The 16,026-nt window shown below is 39.6% G+C and carries 19 protein-coding genes; 11 read left to right on the top strand and 8 right to left on the bottom strand.

Annotated features, from left to right (window positions below; all coding sequences use genetic code 11):
• Positions 1–137: 137 nt before the first annotated feature.
• From Q8S11_RS02195 to Q8S11_RS02180, 4 genes are all read left to right on the top strand, one after another.
• The gene (locus Q8S11_RS02195) at positions 138–467 is read left to right on the top strand and encodes a DUF2752 domain-containing protein (RefSeq protein ID WP_371135119.1); all 330 of its coding nucleotides are present in this window, start codon (positions 138–140) and stop codon (positions 465–467) included.
• Positions 457–837, top strand: a complete 381-nt coding sequence (locus tag Q8S11_RS02190) for a TM2 domain-containing protein (protein WP_305660443.1) — start codon at positions 457–459, stop codon at positions 835–837. The genes Q8S11_RS02195 and Q8S11_RS02190 overlap by 11 nt, the downstream gene beginning before the upstream one ends.
• 128 nt (positions 838–965) lie before the next feature.
• Entirely contained in the window at positions 966–2,063 is a 1,098-nt protein-coding gene (locus Q8S11_RS02185; protein ID WP_305660442.1) for a Nif3-like dinuclear metal center hexameric protein, read from the top strand.
• Positions 2,063–2,809 (top strand): zinc ribbon domain-containing protein, encoded by a 747-nt coding sequence (locus Q8S11_RS02180; protein ID WP_305660441.1) that lies wholly within the window; start codon positions 2,063–2,065, stop codon positions 2,807–2,809. Before Q8S11_RS02185 ends, Q8S11_RS02180 begins: the two co-directional genes overlap by 1 nt.
• 161 nt (positions 2,810–2,970) lie before the next feature.
• Here the strand turns inward: Q8S11_RS02180 and Q8S11_RS02175 are convergent, their stop codons facing one another.
• Both Q8S11_RS02175 and Q8S11_RS02170 read right to left on the bottom strand, forming a co-directional pair.
• Complete coding sequence (locus Q8S11_RS02175; RefSeq protein WP_305660440.1) at positions 2,971–4,047, bottom strand: 3-oxoacyl-ACP synthase III family protein; 1,077 nt, start codon at positions 4,045–4,047, stop codon at positions 2,971–2,973.
• A 157-nt stretch (positions 4,048–4,204) separates the two neighbouring features.
• Entirely contained in the window at positions 4,205–4,600 is a 396-nt protein-coding gene (locus Q8S11_RS02170) for a hypothetical protein (RefSeq protein WP_305660439.1), read from the bottom strand.
• A 181-nt stretch (positions 4,601–4,781) separates the two neighbouring features.
• On the opposite strand from Q8S11_RS02170, the gene Q8S11_RS02165 reads away from it, so the two are divergent.
• Entirely contained in the window at positions 4,782–5,159 is a 378-nt protein-coding gene (locus Q8S11_RS02165) for a carboxypeptidase-like regulatory domain-containing protein (protein ID WP_305660438.1), read from the top strand.
• Between the two features lie 37 nt (positions 5,160–5,196).
• Here the strand turns inward: Q8S11_RS02165 and Q8S11_RS02160 are convergent, their stop codons facing one another.
• The 3 genes from Q8S11_RS02160 to rsfS all read right to left on the bottom strand — a co-directional run bounded on the left by Q8S11_RS02160 (position 5,197) and on the right by rsfS (position 8,430).
• Positions 5,197–5,832, bottom strand: a complete 636-nt coding sequence (locus Q8S11_RS02160; RefSeq protein ID WP_305660437.1) for a lactate utilization protein — start codon at positions 5,830–5,832, stop codon at positions 5,197–5,199.
• A 77-nt stretch (positions 5,833–5,909) separates the two neighbouring features.
• The gene (gene ftsH / locus Q8S11_RS02155; protein WP_305660436.1) at positions 5,910–8,009 is read right to left on the bottom strand and encodes an ATP-dependent zinc metalloprotease FtsH; all 2,100 of its coding nucleotides are present in this window, start codon (positions 8,007–8,009) and stop codon (positions 5,910–5,912) included.
• Positions 8,010–8,055: 46 nt separating this feature from the next.
• Positions 8,056–8,430: a ribosome silencing factor gene (gene rsfS, locus Q8S11_RS02150; protein ID WP_305660435.1), complete on the bottom strand. Its 375-nt coding sequence runs from the start codon at positions 8,428–8,430 to the stop codon at positions 8,056–8,058.
• A gap of 42 nt (positions 8,431–8,472) precedes the next feature.
• Between rsfS and Q8S11_RS02145 the strand changes: the two genes are divergently transcribed.
• Genes Q8S11_RS02145 through lpcA form a run of 5 tightly spaced genes read left to right on the top strand, consistent with a single transcriptional unit; the run spans position 8,473 to position 14,075 of the window.
• Positions 8,473–9,240, top strand: a complete 768-nt coding sequence (locus Q8S11_RS02145) for a biotin--[acetyl-CoA-carboxylase] ligase (protein ID WP_305660434.1) — start codon at positions 8,473–8,475, stop codon at positions 9,238–9,240.
• Between the two features lie 6 nt (positions 9,241–9,246).
• Positions 9,247–11,286, top strand: a complete 2,040-nt coding sequence (locus Q8S11_RS02140) for a thioredoxin family protein (RefSeq protein ID WP_305660433.1) — start codon at positions 9,247–9,249, stop codon at positions 11,284–11,286.
• Positions 11,287–11,291: 5 nt separating this feature from the next.
• Complete coding sequence (gene pfkA, locus Q8S11_RS02135) at positions 11,292–12,275, top strand: 6-phosphofructokinase (protein WP_305660432.1); 984 nt, start codon at positions 11,292–11,294, stop codon at positions 12,273–12,275.
• 16 nt (positions 12,276–12,291) lie between these two features.
• Complete coding sequence (locus Q8S11_RS02130) at positions 12,292–13,503, top strand: sorbosone dehydrogenase family protein (RefSeq protein WP_305660431.1); 1,212 nt, start codon at positions 12,292–12,294, stop codon at positions 13,501–13,503.
• Positions 13,503–14,075 carry a D-sedoheptulose 7-phosphate isomerase gene (gene lpcA / locus Q8S11_RS02125; RefSeq protein ID WP_305660430.1) on the top strand — a complete coding sequence of 191 codons (573 nt, stop codon included), beginning with the start codon at positions 13,503–13,505 and terminating at the stop codon, positions 14,073–14,075. The genes Q8S11_RS02130 and lpcA overlap by 1 nt, the downstream gene beginning before the upstream one ends.
• Before the next feature lie 36 nt (positions 14,076–14,111).
• Here lpcA and Q8S11_RS02120 read toward each other — a convergent pair whose 3' ends face one another.
• Both Q8S11_RS02120 and Q8S11_RS02115 read right to left on the bottom strand, forming a co-directional pair.
• Positions 14,112–14,441: a heavy metal-binding domain-containing protein gene (locus Q8S11_RS02120; protein WP_305660429.1), complete on the bottom strand. Its 330-nt coding sequence runs from the start codon at positions 14,439–14,441 to the stop codon at positions 14,112–14,114.
• Between the two features lie 576 nt (positions 14,442–15,017).
• Entirely contained in the window at positions 15,018–15,167 is a 150-nt protein-coding gene (locus Q8S11_RS02115; RefSeq protein ID WP_305660428.1) for a hypothetical protein, read from the bottom strand.
• A 2-nt stretch (positions 15,168–15,169) separates the two neighbouring features.
• On the opposite strand from Q8S11_RS02115, the gene Q8S11_RS02110 reads away from it, so the two are divergent.
• Positions 15,170–15,349: a hypothetical protein gene (locus Q8S11_RS02110; RefSeq protein WP_305660427.1), complete on the top strand. Its 180-nt coding sequence runs from the start codon at positions 15,170–15,172 to the stop codon at positions 15,347–15,349.
• A gap of 90 nt (positions 15,350–15,439) precedes the next feature.
• On the opposite strand, the gene Q8S11_RS02105 is transcribed toward Q8S11_RS02110, so the two are convergent.
• On the bottom strand, positions 15,440–15,973 hold the full coding sequence (locus Q8S11_RS02105) for a 5'(3')-deoxyribonucleotidase (RefSeq protein ID WP_305660426.1): 534 nt from the start codon (positions 15,971–15,973) through the stop codon (positions 15,440–15,442).
• Between the last annotated feature and the right edge of the window lie 53 nt (positions 15,974–16,026).

Genomic DNA, 16,026 nt, shown 5'->3' with positions numbered 1-16,026 from the left:
CATCGCAAATATACGTTTTGGTGCGGCAAAAATCGATTGTGGCAGTAAAAGGGGTATAATTCCTAGGTAGAAATCAGAATTTAAACTATATTTATTTAACCCAAATTAGAATTCTTAGGGTATCATTGAGCAGATTAATGAATAAAAACCAGTTTTATAGCTTGTTAATGAGACTGCCATTGGAGTTATTGGCCTGGGCAGCTGCCATTTTATTTTTGGCTTTTACGGCAGCCGGATCTGCGCATTCCAGTTTATGCCCTTTGGAGAACCTGGGTTTCAGTTGGTGTCCTGGATGCGGATTAGGCCGTTCAATCCGGTTTTTATTACACGGAGAATTTCGCTTATCGATCGAACATCATTGGTTTGGAATACCGGCTTTTCTGATTCTGAATTACCGGATGTTGCAATTATTGAAAATATTCCCGATAAATTTAAGATTACAAACCCTAATTAATTATGGAAAATGATCCGCTTATTAACCTTAAAGGCATGGGCCTTGAGGAGTATTCATACCTGAAACAGGTGGTTGCAGGAATGAACCCGGGCCAAACTCAAAATTTTGCAATGTTCTACTCGGAAAGGCGAAAGGACCCTCAGGAAATACTTCTGTTTACCCTGCTTGGCTTTCTTGGCGTTGCGGGTATTCAGCGGTTTATTACGGGTCAAATGGGAATGGGTATTCTTTATTTTCTAACAGTAGGTTTATGTTTTATTGGCACCATAGTAGATGTTATTAATCATAAATCCATCACTCTTGAGTTTAATCGAAAAGCGGCTTATGAAAGTGCTCAGCTTGTAAAAATAATGAGCAACCAGGGTACTGAGAACTCATTGTAAACACTGCTATTTTTTAGGTAATAGTTAAAGCTTATAGGCTTCCTGGCCCGGGATCTAAGCCGTGGAATGATTTGGCAATACATTATGCTCCGAATTTCCTCACTAAAAACATATGGGTATCTTTGTTTATGAAATTAAGAGAGATTACATCTTTTCTCGAATCACTGGCTCCGCTTGCCTACCAGGAAGATTATGATAATTCAGGCCTGATCGTGGGTCATCCGGATAAGGAAATAACAGGTGCCCTTATTTCCTTAGATTGTACAGAATCTGTTGTTGATGAAGCGATTCAGCAAGGTTTGAGCCTGATTATTTCACATCATCCTATTGTATTTAAGGGTTTAAAGAAGTTTAATGGTAAATCTTATGTGGAACGGGTGGTGATGAAAGCCATTAAGCATGATATTGCTTTGTATGCAATCCATACAAATCTGGATCATGTATCCATTGGCGTAAATAAGAAGATATGTGATAAGCTAGGAATAAAGAATTCTGCCATTTTAAAGCCAAGGGAGGCTTCTTTCAGGAAGCTGGTTACATTTTGTCCAGAAGCTCATGCAGAAGCGCTAAGAGCAGCTATGTTCAGGGCAGGAGCCGGCAATATTGGCAATTATTCTGAATGCAGTTATAATGCAAGCGGCCTGGGCACTTTCAAAGGTGGCGAAGGCAGCAATCCATTTGTTGGAGAGCCTTGCAAGCAGCATCATGAATCGGAAATCAGGATTGAAACTATTTATCCGGTATATCTGGAACAGAAAATTCTCGCTGCAATCTATGAAGCACATCCTTATGAGGAGCCCGCCTATGATCTATATCCCATAAATAATAGCCATCCACAGGTGGGATCAGGTATGATAGGTAATCTGGAGAGCGACTCGGATGAATTGGATTTTTTAAATTTTGTGAAAGAAAGACTGGGTGCCAAAGTTATCAGGCACACCGCATTGAGGTCAAAAAAGATACGCAGAGTGGCTGTTTGTGGTGGTTCAGGAAGTTTTCTTCTTCCTCAGGCACTGAGCGCCGGAGCTGATATATTTATAACCGGCGACTTTAAATACCATGAGTTTTTTGATGCTGAAGGAAAACTGATTATTGCAGATGTTGGACATTTTGAGAGTGAGCAGTTTACGCAGGAATTATTGTTGGAATTAATTACAGAAAAATTTAGTAACTTTGCACTCCGTTTAACAGTACAGAACACAAACCCCATAAATTATTTGATTTAATGGAAAAATCAGTAGAAGAGAAATTAAAAGCATTATTCGAACTTCAGACTTTGCATACACAGATCGACAAGATCCGTCAAACAAGAGGTGAACTCCCGATGGAAGTTGCTGACCTTGAGGATGAGGTTGCAGGTTTGGAAACCCGTATACAAAAAATTAAAGCTGATCTTGATGAATTGGAAGATTCAATCGTAACCCGTAAGAATCTGATCAAGGAGGCTTTAGCCGCTACCAAAAAATACGAAACTCAGCTTAACGATGTTAAAAACAATCGTGAATATGATGCAATCTCTAAGGAAATTGAGATTCAGGGCTTAGAGATTCAGGTATCGGAGAAAAAGATCAAGGAATATTCTTTTGAGATTCAGAATAAAACTGAAGTTTATGAGAGTGCTTTGGCTAATATCTCTGAGCGTAAAAAAGATCTTGAACTTAAAAAAGCTGAATTAGATACAATTACTGCTGAAACTGAAAAAGATGAAGCAAGTATTCTTTTAAAGGCTCAGGAAGCTGAAAAACATATTGATGAGCGTTTATTGATCGCTTATAACCGTTTAAGAAGCAATGCAAAGAATGGTCTTGCAGTTGTAACCATTCAGCGCGATTCATGCTCCGGATGTTTTAATCAGATTCCGCCGCAGAGACAATTGGATATCCGTCAGCGTAAGCGTATTATTGTTTGCGAGCATTGCGGACGTATCCTGGTTGATGAAGGGTTTGCTTTGGAAGAAAATCCGGTAGCTTAATATTTTAATTTAAAAAATAAAAAAAAGCGAGCAGTATCCACTGCTCGCTTTTTTTATTCTTAATTTTTTATCTTTTCTTTTGATCGCTCGCCCTGTTACTGCACTCAGAGAGCTGGTTTTTTTTGGAAAAGAGCGAAAACTGGATTTTAAAACGTGAATAATTAAAAATTATAAACCATTGCGTTAATATTCATTCCTGATCCTACAGAAGCGAAAACAACGCGGTCGCCTTTTTTGACTTGATGACCTTCAAGCTTGTTTTTTAATAACATATCCAGCAGCGTAGGCACCGTAGCTACCGAACTGTTCCCAAATTTTGAAATGGTCATTGGCATAACATCCATCGGAGCCTCCCTGATTCCATAAAGTTTAAAGAGTCTTTTAAGAATAGCCTCATCCATTTTGCCATTTGCCTGATGAACCAGAACCTTCTTTATGTCATTAATGTCTGTTCCAGACTTTTCAAGGGTTTGTTGTATTACCAATGGTACATTTTTCAAGGCATATTCATAAATCTTCCTGCCATCCATTTTTATAAACTGATCATCTGATATAAGGTCGGGATTGCTGGATTTGTCGGAATACAAATAATAAGCCTCATCAGAAGTATGGGTTTGTGTTTTATGCGCCAAAATACCCTCTTCAACACCTTCTCTTCCTTCCAATATCGTTGCTCCAGCACCATCTGCATAAATCATACTATCACGATCGTGCGGATCAGTAACTCTCGATAGAGTTTCTGTGCCAATGATCAGAACCCGTTTTGCATCTCCCGACCGAATATAATAATCTGCCTGTATCATTCCCTGCAGCCATCCCGGGCAACCGAAAGGCAGGTCATATGCTACACAATCCGGATTTTTTATCCCCAGTCTATGCTTAATTCTGGATGCCAGGGTAGGCAAAACATCAACCCTTGTGCTGCCGGGAGCAATGTCTCCAAAATTATGTGCGACAATGATATAATCCAGAGTTTCAGGATCTGTTCCAGAGCTTTCGATTGCGTTTGAAGCTGCAAAATATCCCAGATCGGAAGCCATATGATCTTTATTGGCATAGCGGCGCTCCTCAATTTCTGTGATGTCCTGAAACTTTTGTATGACTTCTTCATTATCCCGTAAAATGGGTTCTCCATTTTTTTCGAAAAAGCGATGTTCTGAAAAGTCTTTGTTTGGTATGATGTTGGAGGGTACGAAACTACCGGTCCCAATGATAACAGACTTGATATTAGTGCTCATTAAAAGAAATTATACTGAATACTATATTGGTTTACTGTATTAAAGGTACGTATTCTTTTTAAAATAAAAATTTGCTTAAAATAAATTAAGCTGTTTCCCATTAACCGGACTAAAATGCTCGAAATTATAGGGTCTCATGCTTCTGCCACTCATGTATTTATTTAAAGATAGTTGAGGGTACATATCCCTTCCTGTTCAGAAAGGTTTCCAATAATTCTGCAGCGTTTCGTTTGACAATTATTTTCCGTTCAAAGTCTAATCCGGCACTAAATCCGTAATATTCGTGGGAATTCCGTGCATAACAATAGAGACAGCCGTGTTCACATCCCTGATATGGATTCATAGATTGTGAAAAAGGCAAGTCCGGACTTTTTGAATTGCTTACGATATTTTTGGGATGCTCTTCAAATAATTGTGTGACGCTGTTTTCCAGCATAAACTCGTCTATACCTTCTTCATGTTCAGTAACATAGCTAGTTTTTAAAAACCTATTATGGGTATTTACCTGAGCTCCTCTCCCTTTAAAATATGCATTGTTTTTAATATGTGTCACGAATCGAAGATACAAAAACACTAATAATATTAGTAAATCAATGATTTGATCAATGGAATTTTTTCAGCGCAATAATCAATGATTTGATCAAAAAAATGTAACAGAATTGTAACATAGAATAGAATACGTATATTTATATATCTAGAACAACCTATGAGGAATTTAATGTTGTTTTTAATTAATGCAATTAATAAAAATGCAAAAGATTCATCACGATTCCGATATCTTGATAGAGCAGGAACTACCAACACCTTCCAACTCTGTTCTGGTATCATTTAAGAACCTAAACGTTGCAGCAAACAGGTTTCAATCCGATCTAAACCTATATGTTACTTCAGATAGTGGTAAGCCTTTAAATAAGGCATTAATAAGTATTGATTCGGCAAGTTTAACGGCTGTTTCTGATCAATCAGGAAAGGTTTGCATCAAATCCCTTCCTGCAGGAAGATATCATTTGGATATCATTTGTCCGGGATTTATTGCCAAAAGCATTCTGATTTACATCGACGAGTCAGGATCTCAGGAAATATTTGCTCAATTAACGAGCAATATTGGGTAGAATCAATCTCTGAAAGGAAAATGAAATTACCCTCTGCTTAACCTTCCATTAAAAACACATAAAGTTCTTTTGGACCATGTGCTCCAAGTACAAGGGTTTTCTCAATGTCTGCTGTTCGGCTGGGGCCGGTAATATTGGATATCATACTTGGCAGATTCTCCGGATAATTCGCCTTTAAAAGTTTAAAAGCATCTTTCAGGTCGAGTACCAGTTGAGAGGTATAGGCAATAACAATATGTACATGCGGGTAAATGCTTAATCTTCTTCCGGCAGCGTTCCCGTTAGAAACCATGATGCTTCCGTTGCGGGCAATAAGTGACTCACATGCTGTGATCCCTACATCGGCATTTAAAAAATCAGTGTCGGTACTATAGAACGGAAACTCGTAGGTACTTAATAGTTTTTGTAATTTGGGTTCCCAGCAATACATCTTTCGCCAGTTTTTCGCTTCTGAGAGGTGTAAAAGATTTTCGATAAGTTCAATTTCGTCTTCGCAGAACACAAAATTTCCTGAAACAGCAGTTAATTGTTCAGCAAAAAGTGAATCCAGATGGCCGGTGTACTCTTCATAAAGAGCCGTTTCTTCTAAATTGGGATACGGGTTGTCGCGCTTCTCGAGAAGAGCCCTTCGGATCTTCTTAAGCATTTTTTCTTTAGAAGTTGTCTCGTTCATGAACAACGCTTTTTAAACCGAAAGAAAGAAATCTTAAAGTTCATTCTTTCGGAAAAGGAATTTTATGAATTGATAATTTAGTCCTGTGATGATCTGTTTTCAGGAAGATCCATATTATGATCAACCACACCTTCGTGCTCCAGATTTTCTTTTGGTTGTTCTTCTACAGTAATTTCTGTTTTGGTACCATTTACGAACTCATCATAAGTAGTGCGGTTGTCAAATGGACGCTTACCCAAAATTTCTTCAAGATCCGATTGAAACAGGATTTCTTTCTCGAGTAATTTTTCAGCCAGTTTCTCTAAGCCCTCACGTTTATCGGTCAATAATTGTTTGGTCCGCTGATAAGCCCGGTCAATCTGATTGCGAACTTCGATATCAATAATTTCGGAGGTCTTTTCTGAATATGGTTTGTTGAACTGGTATTCACCCTGAGTATCATTGAACGAAACATTACCTACTTTGTCGTTCATACCATAGATTGTTACCATGGCATAAGATAATTTGGTAATTCGTTCCAGGTCATTCTGTGCACCAGTTGATATTTTATTAAATACAATGTCCTCAGCAACTCGTCCTCCGAGGGTCATACACATTCCGTCAAGCAATTGTTCTGTTGTATATAAAAACTGCTCTTTTGGAAGGTATTGTGCATAACCAAGCGCTGCCACACCTCGGGGCACGATTGAAACCTTAACCAATGGATCTGCATGTTCAAGGAACCAACCTGCAATCGCGTGTCCTGCTTCATGATAAGCAACAATTCGTTTCTCTTCAGGAGAGATAATTTTGTTCTTTTTCTCTAAACCACCGATTACACGATCCACAGCATCCTGGAAGTCCTGCATGTCTACAGCTTCTTTATTCCTTCGCGCAGCAATCAGGGCAGCTTCATTACATACGTTTGCGATTTCTGCACCCGCAAATCCGGGAGTTTGTGCTGATAGTTTCTTGGCATCAACACCTTCAGCAAGTTTTAATGGCTTCAGGTGAACTTTAAAGATCTGCTCACGTCCAACCAAATCCGGTTTATCAATGGAGATCTGACGGTCAAAACGACCCGGTCGTAATAATGCAGTATCCAGAACATCCGGCCTGTTGGTTGCGGCAAGAATAATAATTCCGCTATCAGTACCAAAACCATCCATCTCAACCAGTAACTGGTTCAGGGTGTTTTCGCGTTCATCATTTCCGCCAACAATATTGTTTTTACCGCGGGCACGACCGATTGCATCGATCTCATCAATAAAAATAATACATGGAGCTTTCTCTTTCGCCTGCTTAAACAGGTCACGTACCCTGGAGGCACCTACCCCGACAAACATTTCTACAAAGTCTGAACCTGAGAGCGAGAAGAAAGGAACCTGAGCCTCACCTGCAACAGCTTTGGCCATCAGGGTTTTACCGGTACCCGGAGCACCTATCAGTAATGCCCCTTTTGGAATTTTACCTCCCAGATTAGTGTACTTTTTGGGATTTTTTAGGAAATCAACGATCTCCATAACCTCTTGTTTGGCTTCTTCAAGTCCGGCAACATCATTAAAAGTAATGGTAACCTGAGATTCTTTATCAAAAAGTGTTGCCTTAGATTTACCGATATTAAAGATCTGACCCCCGGCACCCCCGCCTGCACCTCCGCCCATTCTTTTCATAATAAATACCCAGAAACCTACCAATAGAAGTACGGGCAGAATAAATGACATGAACCATCCTGCCCATGGACTTTCCCTGGATTCTGAAATAATCGGGGTACGCTGATTTGGAGGAAGATCCTTTTCTGCAGCAATCACTTTTGATTCAAAACTCTCATAGGTTGCCGAAGTGAATATGTATTGCGGACCAGTGGTAGTCGCATTGAAGCTGCTCTTATTACGGACATCATCATATTTCTTCTGATCTAAACGATCTTTCTTTATGTAAACATCGACATTATAAAGGTCACCATTTTTGTAAGCGACCAGCTTTTCAACATCTCCGGGTTTGAGCATCTCATTCTCAAACTTCTGATAATTAATTATTTTGGCATTGTTTCCACTGAACATGTACTGAACCACAAATAGGCCCAGAATGATGACAGCATATAGCCACATGATATTGAACTTAGGTGCTTTGGGAACGATTTTTTTGCCTGGAATCTTTTTTATGGGAGATTTTTTATCCGTTTTATTATCTTTCATTTTAAGTATTTGTATGTAGGAATTTTCTTAGTTAAAATACTGAATATCAGGCACTTTTGAATGATTTCATGTCGGCATCACCCCAAAGATCCTCTATTCCGTAAAATTCTCTTTTGTCTGTTTTAAAAATGTGAACAACTACATCGATATAGTCAAGAATTATCCAGTCAGACTGTTGTAAACCTTCCTTTCTCCAGGGTTCGAGTTTCAAAGCCTTAAAAACCTCATCTTCCACACTTTGGGCAATTGCTTTTACCTGAGTTGAGGATTCGGCATGGCAAACAACAAAATAATCGGCAACTGAACTATGGATGTTTCTCAGATCCAGACGGACTATTTCATTTCCTTTTTTCTCTTGTATTCCAAAAACAACTATTTCTGAGATTGAAGTAGATTCTTGTACAGTTTTATTTTTTACCATTAAAAAAAATTAGTTTTGTTGAATCATATTAACGCATCTTAATTGCAAAATAATACTTTTTCAGGACTATTTATCGGTCGAAATTTAATTACTCTAAAAGAGGTAGACTCAACGAATACCTTTCTCAAGGATGCTTTGTCAAAATCTAAGCCATTTTTGGATGGTACTGTTATAATGGCAGACAGGCAGTATTCGGGAAGAGGGCAGGCAAGTAATTCTTGGCTAAGTGAAGCAGGGAAAAATCTGACTTTCAGCGTCCTTTTAAATCCCGGATTCCTACCAATTGAACGGCAATTTGACTTGAATATGGCCATCAGCCTTGCCTTAAACGATTTTTTAAATAAATACACCTCCGGAGCCGCATCCATAAAATGGCCGAATGACAGCTATGTTGGCAAAAAAAAGATAGGCGGAATACTGATTGAAAATATTGTTCATGGCAATACCATCAAACATGCCATAATTGGGATAGGTTTAAATGTAAATCAGGAGAATTTCCCTGCAGATTTAATGAATGTAACTTCTTTGAAGCAAGCTTTACATCAGGATTACAACTTAATGGATTTATTGGGCGAAATTTGCAGCATCATAGAATCCAGGTATTTACAACTGAAAGCCGGGAAGACTGTAAAGCTTAGAGATGAGTACCTTAGCCAATTATATTTAAAAGATACATGGGCTCTGTTTAGGTTTGACAACGAGATCCAGAACGGTAAAATTCAGGGTTTAAGCTCTATAGGGCAACTTATTCTTGAAACAGCCAATGGATTACGATACTTTAATAACAAAGAAATAGAATTTATTAATTAAGGGCATATGAAAAAACTATTGGGGCTAATTTTTCTGTTTTTGGCTGTTGTATCTTATGCACAGTTCCCTGATCCTAATGCGAAGATTTATGATCCGGTAAAATGGAGCTTCTCTTCCGAGAAATTAAATGATAAGGAATACAATCTGATCATTACTGCCAAAATTGAGAAAGGTTGGCATGTGTATTCTCAATTCATCGAAGAAGGGGGGCCGATTCCGACATCCTTTAAATTTAAACCTTCTTCAGACTATAAATTAGTAGATAAGGTGACTGAAAGCCCCAAAGCTGTCACCGCATTCGATAAAAATTTCAACATGCAAATTGCATGGCATAAAGATGAGGTAATATTTAAACAGAAGGTCAGTTTGCTTGTTCCAAAAACAAGTATTGCCGGAACACTCGAATTTATGGTTTGTAATGATGAGCGTTGCTTACCCCCTTCAGAAGTTGAATTCACTATCACATTAGAGGCCGGTAAGGCACCAGGCGGAACAATAGCTGCCATGCCGGAATCAGATAGTATTTCAACTGCAAATTCATCTGATTCAACATCCACAAGCGTGCTGACACCCGGAATTGCTCCAATACAGCCTGTTTCTAACTCTTCCGGCGGCTCATTATGGGGCATATTTATAGCTGGGTTTATTGGCGGACTTGCAGCATTTTTTATGCCATGCATTTACCCGATGATTCCGCTGACAGTTTCTTTTTTTACCAAGAAATCAGGCTCAAGGGCTAAGGGAATTCAAAGTGCAATAATTTACGGGCTATCCATTATAATCATATATGTAGCACTTGGCATGCTTATCACATTGATTTTCGGGGCCTCTGCCTTGAATGAAGCTGCCAGCAGTGCCACATTCAACTTACTTTTCTTTGTGGTCCTAATCATCTTTGGAATCTCCTTTCTAGGTGCTTTTGAAATTACACTTCCATCTTCTTTGGTGAATAAGATGGATGAAAAATCGAATCAGAGCGGATTCGTTGGCCTTTTCTTTATGGCCTTTACGCTGGCTTTGGTTTCTTTTTCATGTACCGGACCGATAATTGGAACTCTACTGGTTGATGCAGTTTCAAAAGGCTCTTATCTTGGCCCGGCGATTGGTATGCTTGGATTTTCTTCCGCATTAGCTATACCCTTTACACTTTTTGCAATATTTCCGTCTTGGCTCAAAGAAATGCCAAAATCAGGTGGCTGGCTCAATACGGTAAAGGTTTCATTAGGTTTCCTGGAGATAGCGCTCGCATTTAAATTCCTGTCTAATGTAGATTTAGCATATCATTGGGGTATTCTGAACCGGGATGTTTTTCTGATTATCTGGATCGTTGTTTTTGGATTATGGGCATTGTATCTTCTCGGAAAGATTCGTTTGTCGCATGATCATGAGATTAATTTTCTCTCATTACCAAGACTGTTTTTCTCGATGCTGATTCTTGGTTTTACTTTATACATGGTTCCCGGACTATGGGGGGCACCTTTGAAAGCGATCAGTGCCTGGCTACCACCACAGGTAACCCAGGAATTTGATTTGTACTCAAACAGGAGCATCAGCCCGGCGACAGAAGCGGGTGCATCAGGAAAGAAGTATGCCGGACTGTTTCATGCTCCTCATGGTCTTGATGCATTCTATGATTACGAAGAGGGTCTTGCATACGCTAAAAGTGTGAATAAACCAATCCTGATAGATTTCACAGGATGGAGTTGTACCAACTGCCGTAAAATGGAGGCAAGTGTATGGCCTGATAAGGAAGTTCTCCGTCGGCTTAGAGAAGATTATGTTTTAATATCTTTGTATGTAGATGATAAGACCGAACTTTCAGCAAATGAAAAGTATGTTTCAAGTTTTAGCGGCAAAAAAGTAAATACTATCGGACAAAAGTGGAGCGATTTTCAGGCATCCAGATTTGGAACCAACTCTCAGCCATATTATGTTATAGCAGATCATGAAGGCAAAGTCCTGGTTCAGCCTCAGGCATACAATCTGGATATCAGTAATTACGTTAATTTTTTAGACAGTGGTAAAATCGCTTTCGGGCAAAAATGATAGAAATGAATAAAGCGAACATAAAAAATATTGGGGTTTTTACATCCGGAGGTGATTCACCCGGGATGAATGCAGCGATTCGTGCGGTAGTGCGTACCGGCTTGTTTTATGACATTAAAGTAACGGGTATTCTGCGTGGTTTTGATGGGATGATTAGCGGTGAATATAAAACCATGGAGCGTAAATCAGTAGCGAATATTATACAACGTGGAGGGACAATACTCAAAACTGCAAGAAGTGAAGAATTTCGCACTTCAGAGGGTAGAAAAAAAGCATATGAACAATTAAAAAAGCATAATATTGATGCCATTGTTGCGATTGGAGGCGATGGAACCTTTACTGGTGCGAACATATTTTATGATGAGTATAAAATACCAGTAATCGGGCTTCCCGGAACGATCGATAATGACCTTATCGGGACAGATTTTACTATCGGTTATGATACAGCGATTAATACAGTTATTGATGCGGTTGATAAGATCCGGGATACTGCAGAGTCGCATGATCGATTATTTATTGTGGAAGTTATGGGTCGCGACTCCGGATTGATTGCTCTTAGAAGTGGTATTGGAACGGGTGCAGAAGCTATTTTGATTCCCGAGACAAAAACAGATATTAATGCCTTGCTTCACCGTCTGGAAACAAGCCGTAAAGATAAATCTTCCAAGATAATCATTGTAGCAGAAGGAGATGATGCCGGAGGTGCATTTGAAATAGCCAAGGTGGTGAAAAAAAAGTTTCCCGGAACTGATACAAGGGTTTCTATCCTTGGTCATATTCAGCGGGGTGGTCCGCCATCCTGTATGGATAGGGTATTAGCCAGCAGACTGGGTGTGGCTGCCGTAGAATCACTCATGGCAGGCAGAAACCGGGAAATGATCGGGATTGTAAATGGTAAAATTCATTTTACGCCATTTAGCAATGCGATAAAACATAATCCGGAGGTGAATCCTGAACTTTTAAAGATTGTTGAAATCCTCTCCCTATAAAACTAAATTGTAAGACATGAAAAATTCAGCATTTTTCTTCTTTGCATGGATTGCTTTTCTGGCAGCCTGTAGTGAGCCGGTAAAAAAAAGTACCACTGAAAAGAGTTTAGCGCCACACATTTCCCTAAAACTTGAAAAAATAGCCGAAGGCTTACACTCTCCGGTTGCCGCGGCTTTTAGTCCGGAAGGTTTAATGCTGGTATGCGAGCAAACCGGGCAAGTCAGGGTTCTGGAGAATAATAAACTGGTTGAAAAACCCTTTTTGAATCTGGAAAGTAAGCTTATTAAATTGAGTGGCGCTTATGATGAACGGGGTTTACTCGGAATCGCCCTTCATCCTGACTATGCGAGCAATAAAAAATTCTATGTTTATTACAGTGCCCCTTCCACAGAGAAGGGCAGCGATCATATGTCTGTTATTGCTGAATATAGGGTTTCATCGAATCCGATGCTTGCCGATGCGGCCAGTGAGAGAATCTTATTAAGCATCCAACAGCCCGAGAGTAATCATAATGGAGGTGATCTGAAGTTTGGGCCCGATGGTTATTTATATATTGGAGTTGGGGATGGTGGTGGCGCCGGGGATAGGCATGGAGAAACAGGTAACGGACAAAATTTGAATAACCTTCTTGGGAAAATTCTACGAATTGATGTAAATGCTGAACAAAACTATCGAATTCCGGATGATAACCCATTTGTCGGCAAGGAAGCAAAGCCGGAAATATGGGCCTATGGTTTGCGCAATCCATGGCGGTTTTCATTCGATAAAAATTCCGGGCAACTCTTTGCAGCAGATGTAGGTCAGAATAAATTTGAGGAGGTCAATATCATCCAAAAAGGTGGAAACTATGGCTGGAAGATTATGGAGGCAAGTCATTGTTTTGATCCGGAGGAGAATTGTAAGACCGAAGGATTAATCTTACCAATAGCCGAGTATGAACATGAAGAGGGGATTAGTATAACCGGTGGATTTGTGTATCATGGAAAAGAACTGGCCGCACTCTCTGATAAGTATATTTTTGCCGACTGGACAGGGCCGGTATTTTACCTTGAAAAGAATGGCGAATCCTGGAATCGTGGAACGGTCAATCTTGTAGCTAAACCGTCGGGAGATTTGAAAATACTCAGTTTCGCTGAAGATAATAATGCAGAGCTGTATGTCCTTACTAACCAGGACGTTGGCCCGAAGGATACCAAAGGAGCCATTTATAAACTGATAAATCCCTGATGGAAAATATAAAGAGCCACTTTATTGAAGCAAAGGAAGTTCTCGACCGCTTTATTTCAGATCCTCAGAATTTCCTCAATATTGAAAAAGCAGGCGAAATTCTTGTAAATGCGATTAAAAGTGGTGGCAAGGTGATTTCATGTGGAAATGGGGGTTCGATGAGTGATGCAATGCATTTTGCTGAGGAACTTTCGGGAAGATACCGCAACGACCGCCCTGCTTACCCTGCTCTTGCAATTTCAGACCCTGGTCATTTGTCTTGTGTAGCCAATGATTATGGTTATGCCTTTGTGTTTTCGAGGATGCTTGAAGCCATTGGAAAAGAGGGAGATGTACTTTTTGCAATCAGTACCAGCGGAAATTCTGAAAATATTTTGAACGCAATAGAAGCTGCCCGAAAGAAAGGAATGAAGGTTATTGGTTTGACGGGTAAGAATGGGGGTAAAATGGCAGGTTTATGTGATGTTGAAATCCGTGCTCCCCGTTCAGAATATGCCGACCGGGCGCAGGAAATTCATATTAAGGTGATACATTCACTGATTGATTATGTAGAAGTAAGCCTGTCAGTGTAACCCTGTCAGCGTTTTAAACGCTGACAGGGTTGACAATTAAATTTTATCCTCTACTACTACGGCCGTTCCCGAAGAACTAACCATAAGCATACTTCCATTACTTCCCAGAGTTTCATAGTCAAGGTCAACACCTAAAACCGCATTTGCGCCTAAGCGGGATGCCTGTTCCTGCATTTCACGCAAAGCGATATCCTTTGCTTCACGAAGCCCTTCTTCATATGATCCTGATCTTCCGCCGACGATATCCCTGATTCCTGCGAAGAAATCTTTGACAATGTTTGCACCAATAATGGCTTCGCCAGTTACAATACCAATATATTTTACGACACGTTTTCCTTCGAGTTCATTTGTGGTTACTACTATCATGCTAAGTTTTTTGTGATTAGATTGTTAGTGAAACAAAAAGTTACAGGTAAAAGTTTGAAATAGATTTGATATTCAAAATCCGAAGTTGTCGTATTTGTGTTTGAGACAAGGGCCTGGAGGATTCGTTTGGTGTAAATAAGATCCTTCACATGATAAGTTTATATAGGATGTTAATTTGGAAAGCAAAGCCTATGCTTGTCGGGATCTTCAGTCGGGCTCTGCGCTGTAGCTTTTGCCATGGGAATTTGGATTATAAAATAAATTAGATTTGGGCAAAAGGCTGCCGCTTCGATCCCGTTTAGATTGCTGGGATTATGCTGCTATTCATGTTTGCCATATTGCTGAATAGCCCGGTGCTTTAACTCCAGGTCAGGATCCTGCTTTTGTTAAAAAACATTCGAAGATTTAATGTTCTGTCCATCGGGCTGAAGCCCAATCTATTTGTCCTTACCTATTGCTGAATTTTGGGCTGAAGCCCGAAACCGGACAAACTCCTTAACCCCAGCTAAAGCTGGGGCCTATTGAGCGACCGTAATGATGTTATGATTGAAAAAAAAATAATGAACCTTAGTATGGTCATATCGCCGAATAGCCCGGTGCTTTAGCTCCGGGTAAAGATCCGGTTTTATTCCGGGCTTCAGCCCAAAACTTCAGCTTCCAAAACGGAACAAATACCGGTGCTTTAGCGCCTAAATGCTGAATAATTATGAATTTGTTAAAGGACATTGATGATGAGAATAATAAAATGCTATTTTAATCTTCAGGAAAGCAGAGCCATTGATGATTGGTATCTTCAGCCGGGCGGGCGCTGTAGCTTTTGGCAGAATGAATATGATCTTATTCAACAATTTATTGCCAAAACTATTGCGAAGCACGCGACTGAAACAGCCGAAGAGCAACAGGCCTAGCTTTTCAAATCATTAAAATCCCCTTAAAACAAAACAATAAAAAAAGCCCGGTTAATTTTATCAACAAGCGTTATTTAACAAACTCTCTCCCTACAACAATTTTTCTCCTACTTCCTTCCAATTATTAACCCTTTCATAATCAGTTAACAACAGATTATGCGGGGAAGAGAACAATAGTTTTCTGCCCTCAAAATCTTTGAAGTTCTTGATGCGGTCGTCGATGAGGATGTCCACATTAACGATCTTATGTCCGCAGAAAATAATATTTTGCCATCCGATAAATGGAAAATATTCTGCCAGCCATTCTAATTTATCCTGCAGTGAATTAGGAAATTCCATCGCAGCAGAAACTATGAAAATATCGTATTTATCCTGAAGTTGTTTCAGCACTTCAACACTATCTGGTAACACGGCAAGATCACGAAAAAAGCCCTTTTCATTGATGTATTCGTACAATTTCATTTTGGCATGTTCGGGAACATGATGATAAACTTCGTTTCCGGGGAGTATTTGAAGATCGAGAGGGACACCGTAATCACGGTTATAAAGTTTTATAAATTTGGATAGCGGATCGGCAATAACTTCGTCCATATCCACTGCAATTCGGGGTTTTCTTTCAGACATGCTTCAAAAATAGGGATTTCCATTTTTTAAATGTTATTTTTTTAATATCTTTG

It is taken from the genome of Daejeonella sp. (assembly GCF_030695525.1).
In the GTDB taxonomy this organism is placed as follows: domain Bacteria; phylum Bacteroidota; class Bacteroidia; order Sphingobacteriales; family Sphingobacteriaceae; genus Daejeonella.
Note: the sequence above shows the minus strand (reverse complement) of the source record. Positions and strands in the feature narration are given on the sequence as shown.